15 protein-coding genes are annotated in these 12,874 nt (G+C 62.0%); 3 read left to right on the forward strand and 12 right to left on the reverse strand.

Features of this window, described 5'->3' with window-relative positions:
* Positions 1-25 precede the first annotated feature (25 nt).
* The 3 genes from ACW9IN_RS06345 to ACW9IN_RS06355 are packed head-to-tail and all read right to left on the reverse strand — an operon-like array spanning position 26 to position 3,067.
* On the reverse strand, positions 26-985 hold the full coding sequence (locus ACW9IN_RS06345; RefSeq protein ID WP_457365076.1) for an alpha/beta hydrolase: 960 nt from the start codon (positions 983-985) through the stop codon (positions 26-28).
* Positions 982-2,376 carry an aspartate aminotransferase family protein gene (locus ACW9IN_RS06350; RefSeq protein ID WP_457365077.1) on the reverse strand — a complete coding sequence of 465 codons (1,395 nt, stop codon included), beginning with the start codon at positions 2,374-2,376 and terminating at the stop codon, positions 982-984. The genes ACW9IN_RS06345 and ACW9IN_RS06350 overlap by 4 nt, the downstream gene beginning before the upstream one ends.
* Complete coding sequence (locus ACW9IN_RS06355; RefSeq protein ID WP_457365078.1) at positions 2,369-3,067, reverse strand: MtnX-like HAD-IB family phosphatase; 699 nt, start codon at positions 3,065-3,067, stop codon at positions 2,369-2,371. Before ACW9IN_RS06355 ends, ACW9IN_RS06350 begins: the two co-directional genes overlap by 8 nt.
* Before the next feature lie 227 nt (positions 3,068-3,294).
* Here ACW9IN_RS06355 and ACW9IN_RS06360 point away from each other — a divergent pair, with 227 nt between their 5' ends.
* Together ACW9IN_RS06360 and ACW9IN_RS06365 are read left to right on the forward strand one after the other, a co-directional pair.
* On the forward strand, positions 3,295-4,065 hold the full coding sequence (locus tag ACW9IN_RS06360; RefSeq protein ID WP_457365079.1) for a MipA/OmpV family protein: 771 nt from the start codon (positions 3,295-3,297) through the stop codon (positions 4,063-4,065).
* A 55-nt stretch (positions 4,066-4,120) separates the two neighbouring features.
* The gene (locus ACW9IN_RS06365) at positions 4,121-4,987 is read left to right on the forward strand and encodes a fatty acid desaturase family protein (protein WP_457365080.1); all 867 of its coding nucleotides are present in this window, start codon (positions 4,121-4,123) and stop codon (positions 4,985-4,987) included.
* An 84-nt stretch (positions 4,988-5,071) separates the two neighbouring features.
* Here ACW9IN_RS06365 and ACW9IN_RS06370 read toward each other — a convergent pair whose 3' ends face one another.
* The 5 genes from ACW9IN_RS06370 to ACW9IN_RS06390 form a co-directional block, all read right to left on the reverse strand.
* A complete protein-coding gene (locus ACW9IN_RS06370; RefSeq protein ID WP_457365081.1) occupies positions 5,072-5,476 on the reverse strand; it encodes a transporter in 405 nt (134 codons plus the stop codon).
* Positions 5,473-5,853 carry a transporter gene (locus ACW9IN_RS06375; protein WP_457365082.1) on the reverse strand — a complete coding sequence of 127 codons (381 nt, stop codon included), beginning with the start codon at positions 5,851-5,853 and terminating at the stop codon, positions 5,473-5,475. Before ACW9IN_RS06375 ends, ACW9IN_RS06370 begins: the two co-directional genes overlap by 4 nt.
* Entirely contained in the window at positions 5,850-6,770 is a 921-nt protein-coding gene (locus tag ACW9IN_RS06380; RefSeq protein WP_457365083.1) for an arginase family protein, read from the reverse strand. The genes ACW9IN_RS06375 and ACW9IN_RS06380 overlap by 4 nt, the downstream gene beginning before the upstream one ends.
* Positions 6,771-6,961: 191 nt before the next feature.
* On the reverse strand, positions 6,962-7,615 hold the full coding sequence (locus ACW9IN_RS06385; RefSeq protein WP_457365084.1) for a DsbA family oxidoreductase: 654 nt from the start codon (positions 7,613-7,615) through the stop codon (positions 6,962-6,964).
* Positions 7,616-7,670: 55 nt separating this feature from the next.
* On the reverse strand, positions 7,671-8,690 hold the full coding sequence (locus ACW9IN_RS06390; protein ID WP_457365085.1) for an alpha/beta fold hydrolase: 1,020 nt from the start codon (positions 8,688-8,690) through the stop codon (positions 7,671-7,673).
* Positions 8,691-8,884: 194 nt separating this feature from the next.
* Between ACW9IN_RS06390 and metR the strand changes: the two genes are divergently transcribed.
* Positions 8,885-9,802 carry a transcriptional regulator MetR gene (gene metR, locus ACW9IN_RS06395; RefSeq protein WP_457365086.1) on the forward strand — a complete coding sequence of 306 codons (918 nt, stop codon included), beginning with the start codon at positions 8,885-8,887 and terminating at the stop codon, positions 9,800-9,802.
* 139 nt (positions 9,803-9,941) lie between these two features.
* Here metR and ACW9IN_RS06400 read toward each other — a convergent pair whose 3' ends face one another.
* The 4 genes from ACW9IN_RS06400 to ACW9IN_RS06415 form a co-directional block, all read right to left on the reverse strand.
* Positions 9,942-10,448 (reverse strand): N-acetyltransferase family protein, encoded by a 507-nt coding sequence (locus ACW9IN_RS06400; protein WP_457365087.1) that lies wholly within the window; start codon positions 10,446-10,448, stop codon positions 9,942-9,944.
* Positions 10,445-10,852 (reverse strand): NUDIX hydrolase, encoded by a 408-nt coding sequence (locus ACW9IN_RS06405; RefSeq protein ID WP_457365088.1) that lies wholly within the window; start codon positions 10,850-10,852, stop codon positions 10,445-10,447. The genes ACW9IN_RS06400 and ACW9IN_RS06405 overlap by 4 nt, the downstream gene beginning before the upstream one ends.
* Positions 10,853-11,056: 204 nt before the next feature.
* Positions 11,057-12,397, reverse strand: coding sequence for an HD domain-containing phosphohydrolase (locus ACW9IN_RS06410; protein ID WP_457365089.1), 1,341 nt, complete (start codon positions 12,395-12,397; stop codon positions 11,057-11,059).
* Between the two features lie 168 nt (positions 12,398-12,565).
* Complete coding sequence (locus ACW9IN_RS06415) at positions 12,566-12,838, reverse strand: type B 50S ribosomal protein L31 (RefSeq protein ID WP_016970719.1); 273 nt, start codon at positions 12,836-12,838, stop codon at positions 12,566-12,568.
* Positions 12,839-12,874 lie beyond the last annotated feature (36 nt).

Below are 12,874 nucleotides of genomic sequence, written 5' to 3' on the forward strand. Positions count from 1 at the left end.
TCCCTTATTTCTGGATGAGCGCCAATCAAATATGGGAGCTGTCGAGCCCCGGCGAGGCTGCGATGGCATCACCCCGGAACACTGGGTAGACCGAGGCGCCTGCATCGCAGCCTCGCCGGAGCTCGACAGCTCCCACATTGATCTGCATGGGTTTGACGTCCGCATGCTGCGCGACAAATTCCGCACTCAACTCGATCACCCGGCGGTATTGCAGGTCGACGGTGATCATGTGGTAGCAATTGTCCAGCAGGATCTTGGTCACCGGCCCGCCCAGATGGCGCTCCACATAATCAGCGTTCCAGCGGCTGGTGATGTCGTCCTCGATGGAATGCAGCACCAGCGTAGGCGTCTGGATCGAGGGCATGAGCCGCTTCACCACGGCGTTCATCCGGTGCAACTCGCGCACCGTGATGCCCTCCATGGTCAACAGGCCAGCCTCGCTGCTCTGCCCTTCCTTCATCTGGCGCTCGACGATACCGCGCAGGCGTTCGTTCTTGATGCCATAGGGCGGTTTTTCTTCGAAGCGGCAAATGTGCACGCCGAATGGAATCTTCATCAACAACGGCGTCAGGAACGCCAGCTTGTTGATGCTCCAGCCGTCGTACTTCAGGGTGGTCGAGTACATCAGCAGACCCGCGACCTGCCCCGGGAACTGCGACGCCACATACATGGACATCACCGCCCCCATCGACAGGCCACCGACAAACACCTGCTCGTGGCGCTGCTTCACGCCGACGAAGGTCTTGCGCACGCCTTCGTACCAGTCGAGCCAGCCGGTGGCCTGCAGGTCGCTGTTGTCACCGCAGTGCCCGGCCAGGGTAGGCACGTACACCGTGCAATTGCCCGCCTTGACCAGGCCCTTGGCGACCTGGCGCAACTCCGTCGGGGTGCCGGTCAGGCCGTGGATCAACAGGATCCCGACCGGACCTTCACCGAGAACGAAACCGGCATCACCTTCACCGAGGTCGATCTCTACCTGTTTCACCGGTTGGTCGCCCGCACCAGCAGTTGCTCGAGCAGCTTCAGGCCCAGTTCGATTTCCGGGTAGCTGATTTCCAGGGACGGTGCCAGGGTGATCACGTTCTTGTAGTAACCGCCCACGTCGAGAATCAGGCCGAGTTTCTGGCCGTCCACCACCATGTCGCCCTTCATGCCTTCCTCGACCATGTAGTCCAGGGTCGCCTTGTCCGGGGTGAAACCATCCGGTGCGCAGATTTCGCAACGCAGCGCCAGGCCCAGGCCGTCGACATCGCCAATGATCGGGAAGCGCTTCTGCAGGTCTTGCAGGCCTTCGAGGAAGAACTTGCCCTTGGCCATGACCATCGCGCCGTAGTCGACTTCGTTGGTCATCTTGAACATTTCCAGGCCCACGGCCGTACCCAACGGGTTGGAGGCGAAGGTGGAGTGGGTGGAGCCTGGCGGGAAGATCTTCGGGTTGATCAATTCTTCACGGGCCCAGATGCCGCCCAGCGGGTTGAGACCGTTGGTCAGCGCCTTGCCGAACACGATCACGTCCGGTTGCACGTCGAAGTGCTCGATCGACCACAGTTTGCCGGTGCGGTAGAAGCCCATCTGGATTTCGTCGGAAACCAGCAGAATGCCGTGCTGATCCAGCACTTGCTTCAATTCGCGGTAGAAGTTCATCGGCGGGATCACGTAGCCGCCGGTGCCCTGGATCGGCTCGACGTAGAACGCCGCGTATTCGCTGGCGCCGACTTTCGGGTCCCACACGCCGTTGTATTCGGTCTCGAACAGACGGGCGAACTGCTGCACGCAGTGGCTGCCGTACTCTTCCTTGGTCATGCCTTTGGGGCCACGGAAGTGGTACGGGAACGGGATGAACTGCGCACGCTCGCCGAAGTGGCCGTAACGGCGACGGTAGCGGTAGCTCGAGGTAATCGACGACGCACCGAGGGTACGGCCGTGGTAGCCGCCTTCGAAGGCGAACATCAGGCTCTTGCCGTTGGTGGCGTTACGCACCACCTTCAGGGAGTCTTCGATGGACTGCGAACCACCGACGTTGAAGTGCACGCGACCGTCGAGGCCGAACTTCTTCTTGGCATCCACCGCGATCATTTCCGACAGCTCGATCTTGCCTTTGTGCAGGTACTGGCTGGCGATTTGCGGCAGGGTGTCGATCTGCTGTTTCAGCGCGTTGTTCAGGCGCGGGTTGGCGTAGCCGAAGTTGACCGCCGAGTACCACATTTGCAGGTCGAGGTAGGCCTGGTCTTCGGTGTCCCAGACGTAGGAGCCTTCGCAACGGCTGAAAATACGCGGTGGCTCGATGTAGTGAACGGTGTCGCCGTAGGAGCAGTACTTGGCTTCTTTGTCCAGAAGCACCTGGTCTTCGGCGGTAGCGATACGGATATCAGACATGGTGGAAGAGTTCCTGGTTGTCAGCAGTAAAGGAGTTGGCGTTGGCGGCGATGCCTTGTGGCAGCAGCGCCAGCAGCGCAGGCACTTCAGCGAAGGTCTCGAAGCGTGCGTGGGGAATGTCGTTGGCCACGCAGTAGTCGGCGAGGCTGCCCTTGGCGAACACGAAGTCGGCGGTGGACGCCACACACATGTCGGACTTGCCGTCGCCGATCACCAGCACGCGCTTGTTGCGCGGCGTGGACTTGCACTTGCAGTTGCCGGAGGCGGCACGGCAGGCATCGCTGGAATACGGGAAGTCGATGCGCCAGCTGTTCTGGTCGACCTGGCGCAGGCGGTTGGCGAGGATCGGCAGCAGGGTCACGTAGTTGCGTGACAGGATCCGCGCAATGCCCTGCTCGATGCCGTCGCTGACCACTTCGATGGACGCGCCCAGGCCGATGACGTGGTCGACGAAGTCCGGGAAGTCCGGGTCGATCTCGACGCTGTCGAAGTACGCCAGCAGTTCGTTCGGCGTGGCCTTGATCAGCGCCAGTTGGCGGCTCAGGCATTCGCGTGAACCGATATGCCCATCCAGCCATTCCTGTTCGATGGTTTCCCACTCGGGACCGGCGAAGCGTTGGAGGACGTTGTCGATGACGTCGGTGGGGGTGATGGTCCCGTCGAAGTCACACACGATATGCCAATGGATCATCAGTGTTTACCTTGGAAGAGCGCGCTGTGTGCGCTTGCAACAGGGGTAGAGCAGGGAGTGTGCCAACTGGCCATCGCCCAGCAGGGCTGGGGCTTTGCCCGGTGCAGGAAGGGATTTGTGTCGCGGGAGCTACAATTTTTGTAGCTTGCTACAAACAAGATGAGTGCTTGCGCGGCACGGGCGCTTCGCGCGTTCATGCGCACGTAATCAATCAAGGAACCGTGACCATGTTCAGGATCACATGCGCTGCATTCGCCGGTTTGCTTGGCCTGTGGAGCTTTTCGAACGCTGCCGTGGCCGAAGGCATCACCGGTGAAGTGGGTGCAGGCGTCAGCTATCAACCCCGGGAACCCACCGGCAGCCGCTACCAGATCACCGCCATTCCTTACTTCGATCTGGACTGGGGCAGTGTCAGCCTCGGTACCGACGACGGCCTGACCTGGAGCGCCCTGAGTACCAACGGTTTTACCGCCGGGCCCTATATCAACTACGTCCCGGGCCGCACCGCCAACGGCGCCCTTGCGGGCCTGCGGGATGCCTCGAGCATGGCCGAGGTGGGCGGGTTCGTGCAGTACGCGCCCGCCGACTTCTGGCGGGTCTACGCCCAGTTGGGCCGTGCCGTGGGCGGGGGACACGACCAGGGCGGCGTGCTCGGCAAGGTCGGTGGCGAACTGGGCTACCCGCTGGGCGGCGGGATCATTGGCAGCAGCGGCCTGATGGCGCACTTCGCCGACGACCGCCAGACCAACACGTTTTTCGGTGTGGACGACAACGAGGCCGCCGCCTCGGGCTTCAAGCCATACAACGCCAGCGGCGGCTTCCAGAACCTGACGTTTACCCAGAGCTTCGAGTTTCCCCTGGCGCCGAAATGGTCACTGCTGACCAGTGCCAGCTGGGTGCACCTGGTGGGTTCGGCGGCCGATAGCAGCATCGTCCGGCAGACCGGCGAAGTGAACCAGGGCCAGGTACAAACGGCCATCAGTTACAAGTTCGATTAGGTTGGTCTGGGGTTTGCAATGACGTCCTGGAATCCACTTTTCCAGGACATTTTCAATGGCTCGCCCCGCTTACCGCCTGCTGCATCACTCACTCTGGGACCTGGTGCCCATCGCCCTGGGCCTGGCGCATTTCGCGTTCGTCATCTGGCTGGTCGCCGCCTTCCACAGCCTCAGCTGGTGGGCCCTGGTGCCGCTGGCGCTGGTGTACGCGATCAGTCTGTCGTGGAGCATCAACAGCATCTCCCACAACCAGATTCACAATGCCTACTTCACCCACCGGCCCATGAACCGCGCGTTCGATTTGCTGCTGTCGGTGACCATCGGCTTCTCCCAGACGCTGTACCGCGATATCCACAACCGCCATCACCGTGGCAACGCCGACCTGCCGGGGCCGGACGGCAAGACCATCGACCCGCTGTCGATCTACCAGCGTGGCCACGATGGCCAGCCGGAAAACCCGTGGGCCTATACGTTCCTGAGTTTTTTCCGCGATGATCCCAAGCCGTTCTACGACGAAATGAAGCGCAAGCGCCCGGCGGATGCGCGCTGGGTCAAGGTCGAGATCGTCGTGACTGTGGCGTTCTACATCGCCCTGGCGTTCTACGACTGGCACGCGGTGTTGTGGCTGCTGCCGTTCTGGTACCTGGGCCAGTGCCTGTCATCGCTCAACGGCTACTACGAACACTTCGGCGGCAACCCGGACCTGCCGATTGCCTGGGGCGTGAGCTCCTACAGCGTGTTGTACAACCTGATCTGGATGAACAACGGCTACCACGCCGAACACCACTACCGGCCAAAGATGCATTGGACCAAGGTGAAGGCGTTTCATCGGGAAATTGCCGGGCAGCAACGCGAGGCGGGGGTGAAGCAGCTTCCGGTGTCACACGGGTTGGGCTTCCTGGTGGCGCACAGAAAATCCTGACCAGCCACTCACCCTTGTGGTGAGCAGGCTTGCCCTGCGCGAGGCAAGCTCGCTCACCACAAAGATCGAGTCAGGCCCGAGTGATCAGTTTTCTTCGCCTTCGGCCAGCAGGGCGATGCCGCCGATAATCACCGCGACGCCCACCCAGTGCAGCAGGCTGATGTGTTCTCCCAGCCCCAGCCACGACCCCAGCAACACCACCACGAACACCAGCGAACTCAGCGGGAACGCCAGGGACAGACTGCTGCGGCGCAGGATCAGCATCCACACGAAAAACGCGCCGATATAACTGCCGATCGCCGCCAGGATCCCGGGGTTGCGCGCCACCTCCCCCAGCCACTGCCAGCTCACGTCCATCTGCCCCAGTTGATCCCCGGCCACCTTGGTGAACAACTGCCCGGCGCTCTCGGTACAAATCAGCAGCGCCCACAGCACCACCGTGCCCAAGCGCCCATGCAGCCAGCCGTTATTCAGGGTTTGCGTACTCATGCCTGACTCCCTGCAATCGCCACCAACATCACACCAAACGTAATCACCAGGGTGCCCAGCCAGCGACGGCGGCTGACGGTTTCGCCCAGCACCACTTTGCCCGCCAGCACTACCCCGCAATAAGCCAGGGCCGCCGCCGGGAACAGCAGGCTCAACGGTGCGCGGGACAGGGCTTCGAGCCACACGAAGAACTCCACGGCATAGGCGCCGATCCCCGCCCACAGCAACGGCGCGTTGAACACCTGGCCCCAGAACGCATTCAGGCGAAAACCGCCCTCCAGTTCCGGCAAACGGTCCAGGCCGATCTTGAAACACAGCTGCCCGATCACATCGAGCACGATGGAAAACGCCACCAGCAACACCACGGTCAAGGTCACGGGAACAACTCCTCAAACAGGTCGATCAAGGCCGCATTGGTGGCCGCATTGCGTTGCAAATCTTCGGCGCTCCAGCGCTCGGGCGGCGGTTGGTCGGACTTGGCCTCCCATCGCTTGAACGCATTGCTGAACGCCGGTGTGGCGAACTCGCCGCACACGTCGATGCCGATGATGCGTTTACCCGCCGCCAAGGCCCGCAGGGCTTGCAGCAGATGGGTCAGGCGCATGCCGCCCTGGTCCCAGTTGGTGGCCGCGTCTTCACTGGCAAGTACGTCTTTGTCGATAGTGATCCAGATAGCATCGGTGGGCAGGTCGTCGATCATTTGTTCGAGGAACGCCGCCCAATCCAGCTCGGCCAGGTTGCGCCAGTGCAGGTGGTTTTCTTGCTGCCGATGGCCGGCGCCATCGCCGACCCGCCCCCAGACTTTCGACGGTGCATGCTGCCAGGGAAACAACTGCAACCGCCCCTGCTTCAAGGCGCCCAGGTTGCCACCGCGCAATTGCGGATTGTGCAGGTCGTCGCTGCATGGGCCGAGGGTGACGATGCGTTTGATCGCCGGCATTTTCAGCGCCCGATTGACCCACGAGCCACAGTGACGCTTGGGCGCAAAGCGCACCCAGTCGGGGTGGTTGTCGAAGTGGATCAGGCTGATGGGTTCTTTGAGGTCTGCGAGAAATGCCGGCGTGAGGTGGTGATAGTCGCCGGAGCCGACAAACAGGATTTCCGGGCGCGCGTCCACCGGCCGGGGCCGTTGGGCCAGGCGGTGGGCGAAGCGGTTCCAGGTCTTTTCGGTGGACCACAGGCGCAGTTTGGGGCCCAGGTCCAGCAGGTCAATGCGGGTCGCGGCGCCACTGGCCAGCCGCCGGGCAATCGGAGCCTGGCCGGTGAGGCTGTGGTCGAGGTCGAGAATGTTCAAGGCAGTGTCCCCTAAGGCTTTAAGGGGTCAATGCAAGGGACGGGCCAGCCACTATCGAAAGAACACGGAGAAACAAACGTGGGAGCTGGCTTGCCTGCGATAGCGGTGAGTCAGCTTGCATCGTCGTTGACCGACAGGTTGCTATCGCAGGCAAGCCAGCTCCCACACAAGCCAGGCCTGCAACGTCAGTGTCAGGAACGAGCGTCGCTGATGATCTGCCGAATCGCGCCCACAAACGCCTCCGCCGGCTGGCCGCCGCTGACGGCGTACTGGTCGTTGAACACGATGGTCGGCACCGAGGTCACGCCACGGGAAATCCACAGTTGCTCCTGCTCGCGCACCTCGGCGGCGTATTCATCGGACGCGAGAATCTCGGCGGCACGGGTGAGGTCCAGGCCGACGCTTTCGGCGATGATCGCCAGGGTCGCGTGGTCGGACGGGTCCTTCTGCTCGGTGAAGTACGCCTTGAACAGCGCTTCCTTGAGGTTGTACTGCAACCCTTCAAGGCCGGCCCAGTGCAACAGGCGATGGGCATCGAAGGTGTTGTAGATGCGGCTCTGGCCGTCGGTGCGAAAGGCAAAACCCAGCGCGGCGCCGGTGTCACGGATGCGTTCGCGGTTGGCCTGGGATTGCTCGGGCGTCGAGCCATACTTTTCGGTGATGTGCTCGACGATGTTCTGCCCCTCGGCAGGCATGTTCGGGTTCAGTTCGAACGGCTGGAAATGGATCTCGGCCTGGACTTCGCTGCCAAGCTGGTCGAGGGCATCGGTCAGCCCGCGCAGGCCGATGATGCACCAGGGGCAGGACACGTCGCTGACGAAATCGATTTTCAGGGGAGTACTCATGGTGGGCAACCTCGCTGGCATTCTTGCGCCGCAAAAGTTGCACCATACACCAATGTCACAGCACCTTCGAAGGCTCGCCCAGGTCAATCTGCGTCCAGTGCGCCGCATCCTCGCGATGGGCTTGCAGGTACGGCAGCACCGCCGTCAGCAGGGGCGCCTTGAACGCTTCCTGGAATCGATGGGCCATGCCCGGAATCAGCTTCAACTGGCTACCCTGGATATGCGCCGCCAGGTGTACGCCATGCATCACCGGCAACAACGGGTCGGCGGTACCGTGCACCACCAGGGTCGGTACGCGGAGTTGGTTGAGCAACGGCACGCGGCTCGGTTCGGCCAATATCGCCATGATCTGGCGTTTAACGCCGTCGGGGTTGAACGCGCGGTCATAAGCGACCGCCGCCTGATGCAACAGGGCTTCGCGATCATCCTTCACCACCGGGCTGCCCAGGGCGGCGAGCAAATCGGCCTGTTGCTCCAGTGCGACTTCGCGGTTGGGCGCGCTGCGCCGTGACAGCAGTTGCACCAGCGCCGCGCTGGGCGCCGGCAGGCCTTCGGCGCCGGAGGTGGTCATCACCAGGGTGAGGCTTTCCACCCGATCCGGAGCCATGGCCGCCAAGTGCTGGGCGATCATGCCGCCCATGCTCGCGCCCAGCACATGGAATTGCCGGACCTGTAACGCGTCCATCAGGCCCAGGGCATCGTCCGCCATATCGGTCAGCGTATAAGGCGCCGCCACGGGCAGGCCAAGCTTGTAGCGCAGCACTTCAAACGTCAGGTTGGCACTGGCCGGCGCCTGGCGCCAACTGGACAGGCCGACATCACGATTGTCGTAGCGAATCACCCGAAAACCTTGCTGGCACAGGGCAATCACCACTTCATCCGGCCAGTGGATCAACTGGCCGCCCAGGCCCATCACCAGCAGCAAGGCCGGATCGGACGCACGACCAATGCTCTGGTAGGCAATGCTTACCTGAGCCAGATCGACCGTTTGGGTCGGGACATTGACGTCACATCGAGAAGCCGCAAAAGACGGCAGGCCGAACAAGAGAGCGGCCAGCAAAAACACCACACGCATGAAAAACACCAAAACGCAGAACCCCAGTGGAGCGCGAGTCTGATGATGTTTGTTAAAGCGCGCTGCCACAGTTGCGTGACAGTTTGATGAAGAGTGCCGAGCGGTCACCTTCAAGCTGCGTGTCGACAGATTCGGCAACATGAGACAAACTCACGCAATTCGAATTCATCACAAATTGCTTTCATGGAGATCCCGTGCTCGAGATCCGTCACCTCAAGACCCTGCACGCCCTGCGCGAGGCCGACAGCCTGGTGGAAGCAGCCGAGCGCCTGCACCTGACGCAATCGGCGTTGTCCCACCAATTCAAGGAGCTGGAAGAACGCCTGGGCATGCCGTTGTTCGTGCGCAAGACCAAGCCGCTGCGCTTCACCAGCGCGGGCCTGCGTCTGCTGCAACTGGCTGACGCCACCCTGCCGCTGCTGCGCGGTGCCGAACGGGATATCGCACGGTTGGCCGGTGGCACCGCCGGGCGTCTGCACATGGCGATCGAGTGCCACAGCTGCTTCCAGTGGCTGATGCCGACCATCGACCAATTCCGCGATGTCTGGCCGGAAGTCGAGCTGGACCTGGCCTCGGGCTTTGCCTTCGCCCCGTTGCCCGCCCTGGCCCGTGGCGACCTGGACCTGGTGGTGACCTCTGACCCGCTGGACCTGCCGGGCATCACTTATGTGCCGCTGTTCACCTATGAAGCCATGCTGGCCGTGGCCAACCAGCATGCCCTGGCGAGCAAGTCGTACATCGTGCCGGAAGACCTGCTGACCGAAACCCTGATCACCTACCCGGTGGAACGCGACCGCCTGGACATCTTCACCCGGTTCCTGGAACCCGCCGATGTGGAACCGGCCCAGGTGCGCACCTCGGAGCTGACGGTGATGATGATGCAACTGGTGGCCAGCGGTCGCGGCGTGTGCGGCATGCCCCATTGGGCGCTGCATGAATACAGCTCGCGGGGCTATGTGAAGGCCAAGCGTCTGGGCGAAAAAGGCTTGTTTGCCACGCTGTATGCCGGGATCCGCGCCGACATGCTCGATGCGCCGTATATGCGCGATTTCTTGCTGACGGCCAAGGACACGTCGTTTTCCACCCTGGATGGGGTCAGCGCCGTGCGCTGATGTCAGAGACAGTGAGGATCAAACTGTGGGAGCGGGCTTGCTCGCGAAGACGCAGTGTCAGTCGATAGACTCATCACTGACCCACCGCATTCGCGGGCAAGCCCGCTCCCACATTGGAATGGGTTCTCACCCTGGAATATCAGTCGGGCTTGAGCTCGCGCCACATGTAGATCTTGTCGAAGTAATCGACACCCACCCGCACCGCCAGCGGTTCCAGGCCGTACTGAATGAAGCCGCAGCGTTGGTACAAGGCGAAGGCGGCGTCATTGCCGGCGGTAACGGTCAGTTGGATCACCTTCAGCCGCGGCTGTTTGCAGGCCTCCTCCAGAGCCGCTTCGACCAACCGACGGCCCAGGCCCCTGTGCTGATGGGCGGCGTTCACATACAGGCCGAACAGCGTCACCTTGTGCCGGGCCTTCTCCCGGGGCTCGAACGCCAGGCCGACGATGCCGACCAGTTCATCCCCTTCAACCGCACCGAGCAAACGGTCGAGCGGGTTGTTCAAGCGCTTTTCCCACCAAGTCAGTGGCATCGCCGCACGCTCCGCCACGCTGGAGGTGAATGCCTGGGGATAGGCACCGTACGCCTCGAGCATCAACGCCCGATACGCGACGGCATCACCGACCTCCAGGGTGCGAATGATCATGCTGGCAACGAAGCGCGATAAAACGGCAGGATCAAATCCCGCGTCAGCGGCGCCAGGTGCAGGCCGCCGTCACCGGCCGGGTCGATCCAGCGTATTTCCTCGATCTCCGCAGCTGGAGTCACCGGTACGTCGATCTGTACCTGAAACAACTCCGCCTGCACAGTGAAGCCGGGCTCGTTGGCAGCCGGGGCGGAGAAATGCCCCAGGTACACCGCTGCATTCGGGTCGATGCGCAGATTCAGTTCTTCGTACAACTCACGGGCCAGCGCTTCAGCGGGCTGTTCGCCGGCGTCGATCTTGCCGCCCGGCTGCATGAACGCCTGGGTGCCGCGCTTGCGCACCAGCAGAGTCTGGCCGTCTTGCCCGATCAGGAGCGCGGCGGCAATGCGGATGGTAGAAGTCATGAAAAGGTTACCTTGAACACAAAGGCGCAAGGATCACATGATCGTTGAGAGTGCCGCAATCAATGTGGGAGCAACTGTCTTGATGACGATCGTTCCCACGCTCTGCGTGGAAACGCATCCTGTGACGCTCCGCGTCACGACTTCAAGAGCGGACGCGGAGCGTCCAGGTAGGTATTCCCACGCGGAGCGTGGGAACAATCAATTTCAGAGTGTGGTTACAGCGGTGTCCTTGATAAACACGCTGTAACGCGCGCCCTCCATGGTTTCGAAGGCGATCAACTTATCCACCAACGGCAGGTTCAGTACCTTGCCGGCATTGAGCAGCAGCATGCCGTTGTCCGCATTGAGGTTGCGCGCCAGCACCATCCCCTCCAGCAACTCGCGGGTGCCGAGCACCTTGATGGTGGGATCGCCCAGGGTTACGTCGTTGAGGTAGGTGGCGCAGACCCGCACAAATACCTCGACCATCTGCGGGTCGTAAAACCGGCCAGCGTATTTACGGATGTACAGCAGCGCTTCGTCGCTGTTCATCTGGCGCTCGAGGATCAGGCCTTTTTGCAGCTCGATGAAATCCACCGCCAGCTTCAACAGCCGCGAACCTGGCGGAATTGCTTCGCCTTTGAGGTGATCCGGCGCGCCACTGCCGTCCCAGCGCTCCTGATGGTGGCGGATCAGCCGCGCGGCATCCTTCATCGGTTCCAGGGTCATCAGCAGGGATTCACTCTGGGCGGCGTAGGCGCGATAGCGCTCACGGTCGCTGCCGTGCAGCAGGTCCGAGGGCGAGGCCATCATGCTGTCGCTCCAGCTCAGCTTGCCGATGTTGTAGAGCGCGGCGGCCATGGTCAGGTCGCGGGTGCTGGCTTCGTCAACGCCCTGGGTGACGCACCAAGTACGCACCAACTCGATAATCTGCCGGTTGGTCTGCTTGGCGCGCGGCAGGCGCAGGTTGGCCAGCAACGAGAACACTTCGGTGCCGGTGGCATAGCTGTGCTTGAGCTCTTCATAGGCCAGGTCGAGCATGTCGGCGGTTTGCTGCAGTTCGCTGGTGCGCGAGGCCACGCGTTTTTCCAGGGTGGCATTGAGCTGCTTGAGGGCTTCGTTCTGTTGCAGGATCAGTTGTTCGAGGCGCAAGCGTTCGCGCTCGGAATGCTGATGGGCCAGGGATTGGCGCAGGGCCATGAGCAATTCTTCATCGTTCCAGGGTTTGCTCAGGTAGCGGTAGATTTCGCCCTCGTTGATCGCCTTGATGATCAGGGTCAGGTCGGTCTCGCCAGTGAGCAGGATGCGCACGGTATGGGGGTAATGCTGGTGGATATGGGCCAGCAGCGAGGCGCCGTCCATGTCCGGCAGGCGTGCGGCGCTCATCACCAGGTCGACGGGTTGGCCGGCGAGGATCGCCAGGGCGTCAGCCGCGCAAGTTGCGCTGTGCAGGTCGAAAGGTTCCAGCCGCAACAGTTGCGTGAGGCTGTGCAGCACGTCCGGGTGGGCATCGATCAACAGCACCACGGCGCGGTCGGCATCGGTGAAGGCTACGGACTCTCCCATGGAACACCTCGGATCGTCGGTGTGCGCTCCTTACGGTATGGGCCTGCCTCCCTGGCGGATACTGAGTAGTCTAGTCGGTTTCTGGCAGAATGATGGCCTTACGATATCAGCGCATAAAAAAAGCCGCTCCAGATACCGGAGCGGCCTTCGAGGTGAAACGTGAAACCCTCACGCGTCGGCTTTTTTCGGGCTTGAACCGAACGAAGCAAAACGCTTGTTGAACCCGGCAATCCGGCCTTCGGCCTGGGTCTTGCGCTGTTGACCGGTATAGATCGGGTGCGAAGCGCTGGACACGTCCAGCGGGATGTAAGGGTAAGTGTTGCCGTCGCTGTGTTTATGGGTGCGATCACTGTCGGCAGTGGAGCCGATCAGGAAGAACACATCGGCGGCGGTGTCATGGAACAGCACGGTGCGGTAGTCGGGATGGATACCAGCTTTCATAAGGCCTCCGGGGCGTCGGGGTACAAAATATGTGTT

Source organism: Pseudomonas sp. SDO5271_S396 (genome assembly GCF_054071795.1).